General features: G+C 53.3%; 12 protein-coding genes. 1 reads left to right on the top strand and 11 read right to left on the bottom strand.

Going from position 1 to position 15571, the window contains the following annotated elements; all coding sequences use genetic code 11:
- Positions 1–22: 22 nt before the first annotated feature.
- From G604_RS0105150 to G604_RS0105130, 5 genes are all read right to left on the bottom strand, one after another.
- Complete coding sequence (locus G604_RS0105150; protein WP_028909624.1) at positions 23–1333, bottom strand: ABC transporter permease; 1311 nt, start codon at positions 1331–1333, stop codon at positions 23–25.
- A gap of 9 nt (positions 1334–1342) precedes the next feature.
- Positions 1343–2164 carry an ABC transporter ATP-binding protein gene (locus G604_RS0105145; protein WP_028909623.1) on the bottom strand — a complete coding sequence of 274 codons (822 nt, stop codon included), beginning with the start codon at positions 2162–2164 and terminating at the stop codon, positions 1343–1345.
- A gap of 175 nt (positions 2165–2339) precedes the next feature.
- A complete protein-coding gene (locus G604_RS0105140; RefSeq protein WP_028909622.1) occupies positions 2340–4046 on the bottom strand; it encodes an acyl-CoA dehydrogenase family protein in 1707 nt (568 codons plus the stop codon).
- 6 nt (positions 4047–4052) lie between these two features.
- Positions 4053–5075 carry an electron transfer flavoprotein subunit alpha/FixB family protein gene (locus tag G604_RS0105135; RefSeq protein ID WP_028909621.1) on the bottom strand — a complete coding sequence of 341 codons (1023 nt, stop codon included), beginning with the start codon at positions 5073–5075 and terminating at the stop codon, positions 4053–4055.
- Between the two features lie 9 nt (positions 5076–5084).
- On the bottom strand, positions 5085–5966 hold the full coding sequence (locus tag G604_RS0105130; RefSeq protein WP_028909620.1) for an electron transfer flavoprotein subunit beta/FixA family protein: 882 nt from the start codon (positions 5964–5966) through the stop codon (positions 5085–5087).
- Between the two features lie 310 nt (positions 5967–6276).
- Between G604_RS0105130 and G604_RS0105120 the strand changes: the two genes are divergently transcribed.
- Positions 6277–8163 carry a heavy metal translocating P-type ATPase gene (locus G604_RS0105120; protein WP_028909618.1) on the top strand — a complete coding sequence of 629 codons (1887 nt, stop codon included), beginning with the start codon at positions 6277–6279 and terminating at the stop codon, positions 8161–8163.
- Positions 8164–8266: 103 nt separating this feature from the next.
- Here G604_RS0105120 and G604_RS13610 read toward each other — a convergent pair whose 3' ends face one another.
- Genes G604_RS13610 through G604_RS0105090 form a run of 6 tightly spaced genes read right to left on the bottom strand, consistent with a single transcriptional unit; the run spans position 8267 to position 15543 of the window.
- A complete protein-coding gene (locus G604_RS13610) occupies positions 8267–9184 on the bottom strand; it encodes a pectinesterase family protein (RefSeq protein ID WP_051220236.1) in 918 nt (305 codons plus the stop codon).
- Between the two features lie 48 nt (positions 9185–9232).
- Positions 9233–11503, bottom strand: coding sequence for a RelA/SpoT family protein (locus tag G604_RS0105110; protein ID WP_028909617.1), 2271 nt, complete (start codon positions 11501–11503; stop codon positions 9233–9235).
- Positions 11504–11514: 11 nt separating this feature from the next.
- Positions 11515–13134, bottom strand: coding sequence for a LysM peptidoglycan-binding domain-containing protein (locus G604_RS13605; protein ID WP_028909616.1), 1620 nt, complete (start codon positions 13132–13134; stop codon positions 11515–11517).
- Between the two features lie 2 nt (positions 13135–13136).
- Positions 13137–13868, bottom strand: a complete 732-nt coding sequence (locus G604_RS0105100; protein ID WP_028909615.1) for a DUF5683 domain-containing protein — start codon at positions 13866–13868, stop codon at positions 13137–13139.
- Positions 13865–14779, bottom strand: coding sequence for a ParB/RepB/Spo0J family partition protein (locus G604_RS0105095; protein ID WP_028909614.1), 915 nt, complete (start codon positions 14777–14779; stop codon positions 13865–13867). Before G604_RS0105095 ends, G604_RS0105100 begins: the two co-directional genes overlap by 4 nt.
- Positions 14779–15543 carry a ParA family protein gene (locus G604_RS0105090; protein WP_028909613.1) on the bottom strand — a complete coding sequence of 255 codons (765 nt, stop codon included), beginning with the start codon at positions 15541–15543 and terminating at the stop codon, positions 14779–14781. Before G604_RS0105090 ends, G604_RS0105095 begins: the two co-directional genes overlap by 1 nt.
- Positions 15544–15571 lie beyond the last annotated feature (28 nt).

The following is a 15571-nucleotide window of genomic DNA, read 5'->3' as shown; positions in this document are numbered from 1 at the left end:
ATAGGCCGCCCTGATGAGTAGATTATTTCCTTGCCCAGCGGATCATCTCCTTCAGGCTCGGTTTTTTGCCATACATAAGGATTCCCGTGCGGTAGATCTTTCCGCTGATCCACACCATGCCAATGGCAGAGGCAAAGAGCAGGGCAATAGAAAGAGCAATTTGCCACAACGGGACACCGAACGGCAGGCGGACCATCATCACGATAGGTGAGGTCAGCGGGATGAGGCTTGTCCAGAATGCCAACGGGCCGTCGGGATTGTTGATACTTGCCGAGGCGGCGTAGATGCCGAAGACCATGATCATGGTGACGGGCATGACGAACTGTCCGGCGTCATCGGCGTTGTTCACGCTGGCTCCTGCGGCAGCGAAGAAACTGGCAAAGAGGAGATAACCACCCAAGAAAAAGAGGATGAAACAGATGATGATCTCCGTATATGGCAGGTTCATGAACGAGTGGATCGTCGACAGCGTGTCGGGATCGATACCGCCGGCGGCCGTCATGCCTTGTTGGGCCATCGCACTCTGTTGCGCGAGCATGTCCGGATTGGAGGTGATGCCGAATACCGCTCCGGCAATGCCGAGGATCACCGTCAGCAGCACGCCCCAGATGACCATCTGCGTCAGTCCCACGAGGAAGATGGCAATGATCTTGCCCATCATCAGCTGGAAGGGTTTCACGCTGCTCACCATCACTTCCACGATGCGGTTCGTCTTCTCCTGTGTGACACTATTCATGACCATGGCGCCATACATCATGACAAACATATAGATAAGCATCATCGTCACGCCGCCGATGACCATTGCCGCCACGGAGTCGGAACTGCCCTCCTTGCCGTCTTCGGCCCATTTGTAGGTCTTCAGCGTAACCTCTTTCTCCGCATTCTTCACCACCTCGGCAATCTGTGGGATACCCGTGGCGGCGAGGCGCGCATGATAGACTTTCTCATTGATCTTATCGTCGACATAGTTGCTGAGGTCCTGCGGTACCTCTTTGCGACTGTAGATCGCGACATTACCCGTGCCTTTGACGAGGTCGCCACGGATCTGGACGACGGCCTCGAAGTTGGAAGAGTCCGTCTTCATCTCGGGCAGGATCGCCGGGACGGTGATGAAATGATACTGTTCGTTATCCTTCAGTGCCTGGGCATACTGATAGGTACTGTCGATGACGGCAATGTCTTTCTGATCATTACTGTTGATGGTGCCGAGCCAGATCGGAACGAAGATCAGGGCGGCGATGATAAACGGCATGAGGAGCGTGAGAATGATGAAACTCTTCTTACGCGCACGCTGCAGATATTCGGTCTCGATGATAATAGGAATCTTGTTCATGGGGAGTATTTATTGAGGGTTGACAACTTTCAGAAATACATCGTTCATCGACGGCAGTTTCATCAAGTCGTAATGATGCATGCCGTTCTCTTCCGTATCCTTCATGATCTGATAGGTGGAGAAATCTTTCGGCAACGGCTCACGTGTCGTCAGCTCGTAATGTTCGGTGGCGAACTGCTGTTTCACCTCACTGACCTTTCCCCGCAAGACGACCTTACTGTGGTTGATGAGGGCGATATGGTCACAGATTTCCTCCACACTCTCCATGTTATGGGTGGAGAAGATAATCGTATGGCCCTGCTCTTTCAGTTCAAGGATTTCTTTCTTCAACAGGTTCGCGTTGACGGGATCGAAGCCCGAGAACGGCTCGTCGAAAATCAGCAGGTCGGGGTTGTGGAGGACGGTGGTGATGAACTGTACTTTCTGGGCCATACCCTTCGACAGTTCCTCTACTTTCTTGTCCCACCAGGAGGAGATACCGAATTTCTCAAACCATGCTCTCAGACGCTTGACGGCTTCCTTACGGGAGAGGCCTTTCAGACGGGCAAGATAGACGGCTTGTTCGCCGACCTTCATCTTCGGATAGAGGCCGCGCTCCTCGGGGAGGTAGCCGATATTCAAGACGTCAGCATCGGTGATGGCGTGACCGTTGAACGTGATCGTGCCTTCGTCGGGCATCGTGATGCGGTTGAGAATGCGGATGAGGGTGGTCTTGCCGGCACCGTTGGGTCCGAGAAGACCGAAGATCTGTCCCTTGGGAATTTCCAGGGAGACATCATCGAGGGCCGTGTGGCCATCGTAGTGTTTGGAGACGTGGGAAATGGTTATCATAGTTAGGGGGGGATTTTATAGCTCGCAATAGATTTCTATAGCTCGCGATAGAAAATAATAGCTCGCGATAGATCTATAGGAAGCTATAGTTTTCTATAGGGAGCTATAAGGTCTATAGTGAGCTATCTTAGCACCGGCCCAATGGGCGGTTGTCCATTGGGCCGGTGAGAAAATATTATTCAGCCTTGAAGCTGTCCAGATCCTCAACCTTGAAGTTCTGAACATAGGCAGCCTTGCCGATGACAGCCTCTTCGGCAGCACGGACATAGACCTCGGCACTCTTCTTGAAGAGCTCGGGGGCACGTGTGGCATCGTCGAGGATGAGGAGACTCATGATGATCTCTGCCGTCATGTCGTAGAGACGACGGGCGAGGAAGTCATGGAGATCCTGGTTGCCGGCAGCCTTGACATACTCGATGGAAGCCTCATACAGCTCTACCATCTTGCGGACGCGGTCCTGCAGCGGCTTCAGCTCGTCGGCGACAGGCTGCTCGAGCATCTCCTTGATGATGTTCAGGTAGGTGCCGTTGGTGATGTAACGTACGGCAGCGACGACCTGCAGCTGTGTCGTACCCTCATAGATGGAGAAGATACGAGCATCACGGTAGAGACGCTGACTCTTGTACTCCATGATGAAACCACTACCACCGTGGATGCTGATAGCGTCGTAGGCGTTCTGGTTGGCATACTCGGAGTTCATACCCTTGGCGATCGGCGTGAAGGCATCAGCGAGGCGGGAGTATTTCTTCATCTCCTGACGTTCCTCCGGAGTGAGCTTGCGGTCACGGCTGATATCCTCCAGAGCCTTGTAGATATCGACGTAGCGGGCCGTCTGATAGAGGAGGCTGCGACCGGCGTCGAGCTTAGCCTTCATACGGCTCAGCATGTCGTAGACAGCGGGGAAGTTGATGATCTTCTCACCAAACTGCTGGCGCTCACGGGCATAGGCGAGGCCTTCATTGTAGGCTTCCTGCTCCACACCGACACTCTGTGCGGCGATACCGAGGCGGGCACCGTTCATCAGGGCCATGACATACTTGATGAGGCCGAGACGTGTGCTGCCGCAGAGCTCTGCCTTGGCATTTTTGAAGACGAGCTCACAGGTAGGAGAGCCGTGGATACCGAGCTTGTTCTCGATATGACGGACGGTGACGCCACCGTTCTGCTTGTCGTAGATGAACATGGAGAGGCCACGGCCATCGTGCGTGCCGGCCTCGCTGCGGGCGAGGACGAGGTGGATATCGCTGTCACCATTGGTGATGAAACGCTTTACGCCATTCAGACGCCATGTGCCATCTTCATCCTGCGTGGCTTTCAGCATGACACGCTGCAGGTCACTACCGGCATCAGGCTCCGTGAGGTCCATGGACATGGAAGCGCCCTCAGCGACGCGCGGAATATACTTCTGGCGCTGCTCCTCGCTGCCGAACTCATAGAGGGTGTCGATACAGCTCTGCAGCGACCAGATGTTCTGGAAGCCTGCGTCAGCAGCGGAGATGACCTCGGAGAGCATGGAGAAGACCGTGTTCGGGAGGTTCAGACCTTTGTAACGGCGCGGCATGGAGACACCCCACAGACCGGCCTTGCGCGTAGCGTCGAGGTTCTCGTAAGTCTTGCTGGCGTAATGCATACGGCCGTCGACGAGATGCGGACCTTCAAGGTCTACAGCCTCACTGTTCGGCTCGATGATGTTGGCAGCCACATCGCCCGTGATGTCGAGGATGCGCTTGTAGTTCTCGATGGCATCGTCGTAGTTGACCGGTGCATCAGGATAAGTTGCTGCGTCAGCGTAGTTTCTTTCTTTCAGTTCTACGATACGCTTCATCAACGGATGGTTCAGGTGGAACGCTATCTCCGGATGATCGCTATAATAATTAGCCATATTTATTTACTTCGTATTCTGTTTGTAATATTTGATGAGCTTCGGCACCACGTCCTCTACGGAACCCGTGATGACATAGTCGGCGATCTTGTTGATCGGCGCGTCAGGATCGGTATTGATGGAAATGATAATACCGGCGTCCTGCATACCGGCGATGTGCTGGATCTGACCGCTGATACCGCAGGCGATATAAACCTTCGGATGGACGGTGACACCCGTCTGGCCGATCTGACGGTCGTGGTCTACCCAACCGGCATCGACGGCGGCACGGCTGGCGCCGACCTCACCGTGAAGTTCCTTAGCGAGCTCGAAGAGCATATCGAAGCCTTCCTTGGAGCCCATGCCGTAACCTCCGGCGACAACGATGGGAGCGCCCTTGAGGTTGTTCTTCGCTGCCTCGACATGACGGTCGATGACCTGAACGGCATAAGAGGTAGCAGCAACATAGTCCTTCGGATCCTTGTAGACGACCTGGCCCTTGGCCTTGCCGTCGTAAACGGCTTTCTGCATGACACCGCTACGGACGGTAGCCATCTGCGGACGGTGCTCGGGGTTGACGATGGTAGCGACGATGTTACCACCGAAGGCGGGACGGATGGCGTGGAGCATGTTCTCGTAGTGCTTGCCACTCTTCTTGTCGTCATAGCTGCCGATCTCCAACTGCGTACAGTCGGCGGTAAGACCGGAGGTGAGGGCGGCAGAGACACGCGGACCGAGATCACGGCCGATGACCGTGGCACCCATGAGGGCGATCTGCGGCTGTTCCTCCTGGAAGAGTTTCACGACGATATCCGTATGCGGCGCAGAGGTGTAAGGGAAGAGACCCTCACCATCGAAGACATACAGCGTGTCGACACCGTAAGGAAGGATCTGATCCTCTACCTTGCCTTTGATACCGGTACCGGCGACAACAGCCTCGAGGTCTACGCCTAACTTATTGGCCAATTTGCGACCTTTGGTAAGAAGTTCCTGGGAGACCTCCTGAACGGTGGTTCCTTCTACTTCACAATATACAAAAACGTTGTTCATATCTTTTGATTAGCCAATAATATTTTTGTCCAACAATTCTTTCACCAAACCTTCGATGTCGGCATCAGCACTCGTCAGGCTGACACTCTCCTTGGCCTGGAAGACAATGCTCTTCACGGCACTCACCTTCGTAGGACTGCCGGCGAGACCACACTGGTTGTAGTCGGCACCACAGTCGGCGATGCTCCACTGGCCCAGCGTGAGGTAGGGACGGCTCTCATAGAGGGCAGCCCACGGCTCATCACCCTTGCGCTCCATCGGACAGGTGGCATACTTATACTTCATCACGAGGCGGGCATTGCAGGGACGGGCGGGAGCAGCACTGCCGTTGACGGTGATGACAACGGGCAGGGGAGCGACGACGGTCTCTACGCCACCATCGATATGACGGCGGATCGTGGCCTTGCCATCCTCGATCTTCAGCACTTCCTCAGCGTAGGTCACCTGGTTCAAACCCAGTTTCTGTGCTACCTGCGGACCGACCTGTGCCGTATCACCATCGATGGCCTGACGGCCGCCGAGGACGATGTCGACATGACCGATCTCCTTGTCGATCTTCTCAATAGCTTTGGCCAGGAAATAAGAGGTGGCGAGGGTATCGGCACCGGCACTCTTGCGGTCGGTGAGAAGGATACCGTCGTCGGCACCACGGTAGAGGCCCTGGCGAATGATCTCACCGGCACGGGGAGGACCCATGGTGAGCATCGTCACTGTCGTGCCGGGGTTCTGCTCCTTGATACGGAGCGCCTGCTCCAGGGCATTCAAGTCTTCAGGATTGAAAATAGCGGGAAGGGCGGCGCGGTTGACCGTTCCTTCGGCGGTCATGGCGTCCTTTCCCACATTTCTTGTGTCTGGTACCTGCTTGGCAAGTACAACGATTTTCAATTTCATATAATATAAAAATGATAATTAATTTGCAAATTGATTGGCTCGGCCATCTTCATGACAACTTAAACCGGCTGCAAAATTACTAACTTTTTGCGTCTTGAACAAATAAAAAAGCATATAAATGCACATATCTCTTTCTTTTGTGCAGATGTTTGCACAATCTTTTTCTTTTGTGCAGTCTTTTTTTTCATTTGTTGGGACATGATTCGTCTTCTTCCGGGAGAGGTGGATAAAATGAATAAAACGTAACATTGCAACCAGGTTGCAACCAGAAAATCATAATTTTGCACTCGGAAAAGTAAATATAACACATATGAATAAGAAACTTCTTAGAATTCTCCTGACGGCGGTGCTTCTTCTCATCGCCTGGCTCGAAGAGCACTTTGCCGGTCTGCCGACATGGCAGTTGTTATTGGTATATCTTATACCTTATATATATATAAGCTATGATGTCCTCGGCGAGGCGTGGGAGGGCATCAAGGAGGGTGATCCTTTCGATGAGGACTTTCTGATGGCCATCGCTACCATCGGCGCCTTGCTCATCGGCTTCCTTCCGGGAGCGGAGAACCAGATGCTGGAAGCCGTCTTCGTCATGCTCTTCTTTCAGGTTGGTGAACTCTTTGAGGACTATGCCGAGGACAAGAGCCGGAAGTCTATCTCGGCGATGATGGATCTGCGCCCCGACACGGCGTTCCTGGAGAAAAAAGGAAAAGTCACAGAGGTCAGTCCGGAGACGGTGAAGATTGGCGATATCGTTGTCGTCAAGCCCGGCGGAAAGATTCCGATGGATGGTGAGATCGTCGAGGGTGAGTCGAGCCTGAACACCGTGGCGCTGACGGGAGAGAGCATGCCGCGGCAGTGTACGGTAGGTGACAATGTCTATAGTGGCTGCGTGAATCTCAGTGGTGTATTGCGTATCCGTGTGACGAAATCTTTCGGGGAGTCGACGGCGTCCAAGATTATCCAACTCGTGGAGTCGTCATCACAGAACAAGAGTAAGAGTGAGACCTTCATCCATCGTTTCGCGAAAGTGTATACGCCCATTGTCGTTTTCTTGGCGGTGGCGCTGGCTTTCATCCCGCCATTTTTCTATTCTTCCTACGTGGATGGTTTCAGCATTTGGCTCTACAGGGCGTTGAGCTTCCTCGTCGTCAGCTGTCCCTGTGCCCTTGTCATCTCCGTTCCGCTGGCTTTCTTCGGTGGTATCGGCGGCGCCTCGCGCAAGGGTATCCTGATCAAGGGTGGAAACTATATGGATGTGCTCGATAAGACGGGAATCGTTGTCTTCGATAAGACCGGTACGTTGACGAAGGGCGTCTTTGCCGTTGAGGCCGTGCATCCTGAGCAGCTCGACCAACATGAACTTCTTCATCTGGCTGCCCATGTGGAACAGTTCTCTACCCATCCCATCGCCATGGCACTTCGTCAGGCTTACGGGAAGCCGTGTACGAAATGTCAGGTGGAACATACGGAAGAGATTGCCGGAAAGGGTATCGTCGCAGAGGTCAACGGCAAGAAAGTTTATGTCGGAAACGAGAAACTCATGGACAGTATTGGTGCACAGTGGCATCCCTGTCATCTCCAGGGCACGACGATCCATGTGGCTATCGACGGTGTCTACGCCGGACATGTCGTGATCAATGATCAGATCAAGGAAGATTCGAAAGAAGCCATCAGCCGGCTGAAGGCTTTGGGCGTGAAGAAGACGGTGATGCTCACGGGCGATAAGAAAGCGGTGGCCGACCATGTCGCCGGTGAACTCGGCCTTGATGCTTGGCATGCGGAACTGTTGCCGGCTGATAAGGTGTCTTACGTGGAGAAATATATCAAGGAAAAACCGGAGGGAGAGCGGCTGGCCTTTGTCGGCGACGGTATCAACGACGCGCCGGTCCTCGCCCGTGCTGATGTTGGCATCGCCATGGGAGCCATGGGCAGTGATGCTGCCATTGAGGCCGCTGATGTCGTGCTGATGGATGACAAGCCGAGCAAGATTGCTACGGCCATCCGTATCGCCCGTCATACGCTGGCCATCGCACGGGAGAATGTCACGTTCGCCATTGCCGTGAAGATCCTTATCCTTGTCCTCGTCGCCCTCGGCGTTCTCGGACGTTTCGCCATGCCCCTCGCTGTCTTTGGTGATGTTGGTGTGATGGTCCTCTGCGTCCTCAACGCGGCACGAGCCCTGAATTCTAAAGAATAATGGAGAACGGAAAATGGAGAATAGATAATAAATGGAGAACGGAAAATGGATAATGGAAAATGATGGCAGATCTGCCGCCATTCTCCATTCTCCATTCTCCATTTCAATTGACCGGCCCGGTCAATTGATGGCTCCACGAAACACGGGATTGTGGCTGGTAACCCTTTCCCGTGTTTTTGTATTCGGCATAGAAAGCCGTCTTTTCATTGCGGGGATCATTCCAGTTGTACCAACCTTCGGGACGGATATGCACGCCCATGTCGCAATATTGGAAGACCGTCTTCGCATACGGGCGCCACGGACGACCGAGATAACACTGTGTGACGCCGGGAGCAGCCGTCAATGTACAGTGGTCGAAGACATAGCCGCGGGCCTGGCCTTTCGGTGTACTGGCAGCGGTGATATAACTGTTGATCTTACTGTAAAGGATACAGTTCTGAAACCATGCCTCACTAGGACCGAAGATAAAGTCCGTCGTTCCCTCGATATAGCAATGGTCGAAGAGAAGAGAGGTGCCGATGCCGCCGGTATAGACGGTATCCTGATTGCCGAGGAAACGGCAGTTGCGGAAGACGAGATGGCTGCCTTGCGTATGGAGGGCGACAGCCTGACCGAGACGAGGGGCGTTGTTCTCAATGGTGAGGTTCTTCAGTGTGATGGCGTTGCCGTCGACACGCACGGTGAAGGTACGGAAGGTTCCCATCTTCTGGTTCGTACCGGGGATGGGCATGTTCGCGTGATCGCTCCACGTGATGATGGTGGCATCACGGTCTTCACCGCAGAGCTCGATGTTCGTCAGCCAAGAGGGGATGATGAGTTTCTCGTGATAGGTTCCTTTCTTGATAAAGATCACCTTGTGATAGTCCATGAAAGCGCGACAGACTTCCACGGCATCGGCGATGGTATGGAACGGGGCACTGCCGTCTTGTGCGACAAACAGGGTATCGGGGTTGTCATACGGGTTGGCAGCGGAGGCCATGAGGGGTGCAAAAAAGAAGAGTAGAGTAAGTAGTTTGTGCATATCTTGTTGATTTAGTTTTCATAGAACGGAAGCGGAAAGGCAGATCCTTTAAAGGATCTGCTGTACTTCCTGAAGACCGTCGATACCCTTGAGGTTATCGATGATGACTTTCATATCGGCGCGCTCATGGACACGGAGCTCGAGGCTGCCGTCGAAGATGCCCTGATTGGTGCTGATCGTCACCTTCTTAATATTGACGTTCAGTTCACCGGAGATCACTTTGGCGACATCGAGGAGCATGCCTTTGCGGTCGATGCCCTGAATCTGTATCGTAGCGTCGAAATAGAGGCGGCGGTGCATATCCCATTTGGCGTCAACGATACGGTTACCAAAGCTGCTCTTGAGCTTGGCGGCGACAGGACAGGCTCGTTTATGGATCTCGATATGATTCTTGTTGTCGATATATCCCATGATGTCATCACCGGGAATCGGATGACAACAGTCGGGGAAGATGAACGTATCGATATTCTCTTCGGTGATGATAATCGGCTGTTTCTTATTGAAGTCCTTGTTGACGATGAGTTTCGCCGTCTTAGGCTTGTTCTCTTCTGCTTCTTTCGATTTCAAGAATGGCACATAACGACGCCAGCCACCACCGTTGGGCTTCTTGTTTCTGCCTTGAAGCTCGTCGAGATCCTTCTCTCCGAGGAGCAGGCTGCGGTCACCGATGGCCTGGAAGAACGATTCATGTTTCTGTAGGTCATGGAAGTCACAGAGCTTGTCAACGATAGAGTTGGAGAGTTCCAGATTGTTCTTTTTCAACCAGTCTTTGAAGATCTCCTCGCCTTTCTTCTGAATCTCTCGGTTGTCACGACGGAGAATGGCCTGGATCTTTGATTTTGCTTTTGCCGTGGTGGCGAAGTTCAGCCAGTTGGCCTGTACATGCTGGCTCTTTGACGTGAGGATCTCTACCTGGTCACCACTCTGCAGCTGATGGCTCAGCGGCACGAGTTTATGGTTTACTTTCGCACCTATACAATGACTGCCGAGGAAGGTATGGATCTGGAAGGCGAAGTCGAGGGCCGTACAGCCGGCGGGCATCGTCTTGATCTCTCCTTTCGGCGTGAAGACGAAGATCTCGGAAGCGAAGAGGTTCAGTTTGATGGAGTCGAGGAAGTCCATCGCGTCGGGCTGTGGGTCGTCGAGGATCTCCTTGATGGTGCCAAGCCAGTCGTTGAGTTCATTCTCGTCCTCCGTATACTCTCCGCCACCTTCTTTATATTTCCAATGGGCGGCGAAGCCCTGCTCGGCGATCTCATCCATTCGGTCACTACGGATCTGTACTTCGATCCAACGGCCTTGTTTACTCATCAAGGTGACATGGAGCGCCTGGTAACCGTTGGCTTTCGGATGGTTTACCCAGTCGCGGATACGGTCGGGATGACTCTTGTAGAGTTTGTTCAGGGCCACATAAATCTGGAAACATTCGTTGATCTCATTCTCCCGTTTATCAGGAGTATAGATGATACGAACGGCAAGGATGTCATAGATTTCTTCGAAGGTGACATGCTTGTTCTGCATCTTCATCCAGATGGAGTAGGGACTCTTCACACGGGCTTTGATGATATATTTTACGCCCATGGCATCAAGGGATTTACGGATTGGGTCGGTAAAAGCCTTAAAGAGGGTGTCACGCTGCGCCTGTGTGGAAGCGAGCTTGGCTTCTATATTGGCATATTCCTGGGGATGGTCATAACGGAAACTGAGATCTTCGAGTTCCGTCTTGATCTTGTTCAGACCGAGACGGTTGGCCAGTGGCGCATAGATATAAAGTGTCTCCCCGGCAATCTTATACTGTTTGTTGGCCGGCTGGGAGGCGAGGGTGCGCATGTTATGCAGACGGTCGCAGATCTTGATCAGGATGACACGGATGTCATCACTCATCGTCAACAGGAGTTTCTTGAAGTTCTCTGCCTGTGCTGAGGCCTTGTCTCCGAAGATGCCGCCACTGATCTTCGTCAGGCCGTCGACGATCTGCGCGATCTTCGGACCGAAGATATTCTCGATATCCTCCACCGTATAGTCGGTATCTTCCACGACATCATGGAGGAGGGCAGCACAGATGGACGTGCTGCCGAGGCCCATCTCCTCACAGGCAATCTGGGCCACGGCGATGGGGTGCATGATATAGGGCTCACCAGAGAGACGGCGCACACCTTTATGGGCCTGATTGGCAAAGTGGAAAGCTTTGGTGACAATATCCACTTTCTTCCGATGGCGTGACGCGAGATAGGTATCCAAGAGATGCTGGAAAGCATCATTGATCATCTTGTTGTCGGCTTGCTCTCTTTCCAAGTCTTTGATGTTCTGGTTGTCCATAGGCGTAAATACTAATTAATTTTCAGCTTCTTGCCTGGCTGAATGGTGGTACCTTTGATTCCATTGAGCCGCTTGAGCTTCTTGACCGTGGTGTGGTTGCGCTCAGCGATCTCACTGAGGGTATCCCCCTTGCGGATCTTCACATGCTGGGTACGGTCTGCCTGTTTATCCTTTTTCTGCTTTTTGCTCTTCTGAGAACGACCGGAGGAGTGAGAGTTCCTGTTGCTTGACTTTGAACGACTCGCTGAACGGCGTGTGGAACGGTAGCGGTGTGCGCTGGTCGTTGACAGGGACGTGGTGACATCTTCAGAAGATTCGGTCTCTGTATCCTCCGAAGCAGCTCCTTGCTCGGAGGCGTTGGAGGCGTCCTCGGCATCGTCGTTGTCGTTGACGTCTGAAGATCCGTCGTTCGGTTTGTCCGTCGTCCTGTCCTGACTGTCTTCATTCGTATTGCGGTTTCTCCGTGTGCGACGGGCCTTACTGCGGGAAGAGCTACGGTGGGAGCGGCCGACCGTCTCATCGTTGACATCTACGATGGTGCGTTTCTGTAAGTACTCATCAGCCTTATAGTTGTAGATCGAGTCCTCATGATCGATGAACGGACCGATGAGAGAGGCCGGGAGACGCAGGGCGCGCGGCTCTGTGAGGCCGTTGACGATGTCGTGGCGGTACTGCGGGTTCAGCGCTTCCAGTTCGTCGGTACTGATGCCGAGGATGGCGGAGATCTGTTCGAAGTGGACGTCTTGGTTGACGACGACGGTGTCGGATTTTGCCGGCAGCTCTGTGATCATCGGGCAGATGTTATGATCGCAGTAGTAGGTCATGATATAGTTGGCGGCAATGAATGCCGGTACATAGCCTCGTGTCTCCCGTGGCAGATAAGGATAGATATGCCAGTAGTCCGTTTTCCCCTTGGCACGGTGAATCGCCTTGTTGAGTTTCTGCGGGCCGCAGTTATAGGCGGCGATGACGAGGTTCCAGTCGCCGTAGATCTTATACAGATCGGAGAGATAATGGGCGGCGGCATAGGAAGCTTTCAACGGATCACGGCGCTCGTCGACGAGCGAGTTGACCTCGAGACCGTATCGTTTGCCCGTGGAGAGCATGAACTGCCAGAGACCTGTGGCGCCGACACGACTGACGGCTCTCGGGTTCAGTGCCGACTCGATGACCGGGAGATATTTCAGTTCGAGCGGGAGGTTGTAGGTCTCCAGCGCCTGTTCGAAAATCGGCATATAGAAATTGCTGGCACCGAGCATATAGCTCACGCTGTGGCGCAGCTCTCCGCTATAGCGGTCGATGAATTTCTGTACAATATCATTATAGGGCATCTCCATGATTGTCGGCATACGGCGCAGGCGGTCGATATACACCTCTTGGTCAAAGGAAGGATTCTCATCCTTGAAATGACAGGTGGTATCGGGTTGGAGATACATCTTGGCGTTATATTGGGAGAGCAGGGAGTCGAGGCTGTAAGTCATACCCTCCGGTACATCCAGCTCCTCTTTCTTTCCATGCTCATCAGTCACGGTGATGACATCCTCGTCATGATCGTCGTTGTCTTCCTGTCCTGCCATCGTCAGCGGGGCGGCGAAGAGCGCCGTGACCAAAAGTAGATAAAGTTTCTTCATTTTTAAAAGGTGATACAACAATTAATTCCCAGTGCGTTGTTTTGAAGGGGTGAGCTGTAGGTTCCACCACCATGGATGACCGCCGGCTCGAGATGTAAGGACAGGTCTCTGGAGATGTCGAAGTCGGAGAGCGAGGCGTCTACATAGGCATCGATGACGCTGATGGCATAGACTCCGATGAGGACGAAGGCACTGAGGTCACGCCATCGGCGGAACTTGTCCTTTCTGTTCTTGAACACCTGCTGATAATAACTCAGGTTGGAAGCGTCAATCTTGTTGCCCAGATGCAGGAACTCCTCGTAGCTCTTCGTGTTGGGGTCGTTATCCATGAGGTCGATATAGGCCTGAGAATAGTCCTTATACTGTTGGCCGTTCCAGCTCATAGCATAGATACAACCGACGATACCTCCGTAGATGATCGGCAGCTTCCAGTATTTCCGGTTGTAGATCTGTCCGGCACCGGGGAGGACGATAGCATACCACATGGCTTTCTTCACGTCGGGGCGCCATGTCGTCCAGTCACGTCTCTGGTGTACTTGATGTGCTGTCTTATCCTTGGCCATCGTCACGGCCTTGACGGTGTCAGCCGTCATGACGCTGTCGTGTGATGCTGACATTTCTGTCGTCATGAGCTGCTCTTGTGACGGCTTGTCAGCCAGAAAGGCCGGTCCCGTCTCTTCTGCCATCACGGAAAAAGAGCAGAGGGACATCAGAAATATCAATAATCCTTTCATCCTTGCTGGTTGAGTTTGTCAAAGACATTCATGATATGCTCCAGCTCCTTCTCGTTGTTGAAGGGAATGGAGATACGGCCTTTGCCTTTAGCGGAGCAGGTCATCTGTACCTTCGTATTCAGGAAGGAGGACAGCCGGTCCTTGAGGATATTGAACTCCTCGGGGAGTTTCGTCTGCGACTGGATCTTCTTCTTGCTCGTCTCGATATCTTCACCACTGTTGAGGCGCTTGACGAGTTCCTCGACCTTACGGACGGAATAACCATTCTTCTGGATCTCCTTGAAGAGCTTGATCTGCAGACTCGGAGAGTCCAGGGCCAGCAGGGCACGGGCATGTCCCATGTCGATCTCTTTCTTCTGCAAGGCCATCTGTACCTGTGCCGGGAGTTTGAGGAGCCGGAGGTAGTTGGTGATGGCGGCACGGCTCTTGCCGACACGCTCGGCCACTTTCTCCTGTGTCATTCTCGTATTCTCCAGCAGATGCTCGTAGGCCAGAGCGATCTCAATGGCGTTGAGGTCCTCACGTTGGATATTCTCCACGAGGGCCATCTCCATGACATTCTCGTCCTTGATGGTACGGATATAAGCGGGGATAGCCTTCAGACCAGCCTGTTGGGAAGCCCGCCAACGGCGCTCACCGGCGATGATCTGGAAACGGTTCTCGCTGACCTGACGGAGGGTGATGGGCTGGATGATGCCGATCTGTGAGATACTGTTGGCCAACTCCTGCAGACCCTCGGGATCGAAGTCGCGGCGGGGCTGGTTGGGATTCGGCTCTATCTCGTCGATGGGAATCTCATTGATGGTGCTGCTGCCTGATGTGCTTACAGCTTCCGTAGAGATGAGGGCATCCAGACCACGTCCCAGGGCGTTGGTCTTTGTGTTGAGATTATATTTCTTATGTACTGCCATTATGAGTTCTTTTCTATAATTTCTTTTGCTAGTGCCAGGTGGTTGCGGGCTCCCGTACTTTCGGCATCGTAGAGAATGACGGGCAGACCGTGAGACGGACTCTCGGAGAGCTTAACATTACGCTGGATGACGGTCTTGAAGACGAGTTCCTGGAAATGGCGCTTCACCTCATCGTAGATTTGGTTGGCCAGGCGCAGACGACTGTCGTACATCGTCAGCAGGAAGCCTTCTATCTCCAGTTTCGGGTTGAGTTTGCTCTTGATAATCTTGATGGTGTTCAGCAGCTTGCTGATACCTTCGAGGGCGAAATACTCACACTGCACGGGGATGATGACGGAGTCGGCGGCCGTGAGGGCGTTGACGGTGATGAGGCCCAGGGATGGCGAACAGTCGATGAGGATGAAGTCATAGTCGTCGCGTATCGGCTCAAGGAGGTTCTTGATCACCTTTTCCCGGTTCTCGAGGTTGAGCATCTCTATCTCCGCGCCTACCAGGTCGATATGGCTCGGGATGATGTCGAGGCCGTCGATATCGGTGGTATAGATGGCGTCGCGGACATCGGCATGGTCGATGATACACTCATAGAGTGAACAGTCTACGTCTTTGATATCCACGCCAAGACCGCTGGAGGCATTGGCCTGAGGGTCAGCATCGACGACGAGCACGGTCTTCTCCAGCGTGGCCAGCGAGGCTGCCAGATTGATGGTCGTCGTTGTCTTGCCGACGCCTCCCTTCTGATTTGCTAAAGCAATGATTTTGCCCATTTTTCTTCGTGTTCTAATACCTTTTGAT

Source organism: Prevotella sp. AGR2160 (genome assembly GCF_000424185.1).
Classification (GTDB): Bacteria; Bacteroidota; Bacteroidia; order Bacteroidales; family Bacteroidaceae; genus Prevotella.
The sequence above is the reverse complement of the archived record's forward strand: the minus strand, read 5'-3'. Positions and strand labels throughout refer to the sequence as shown.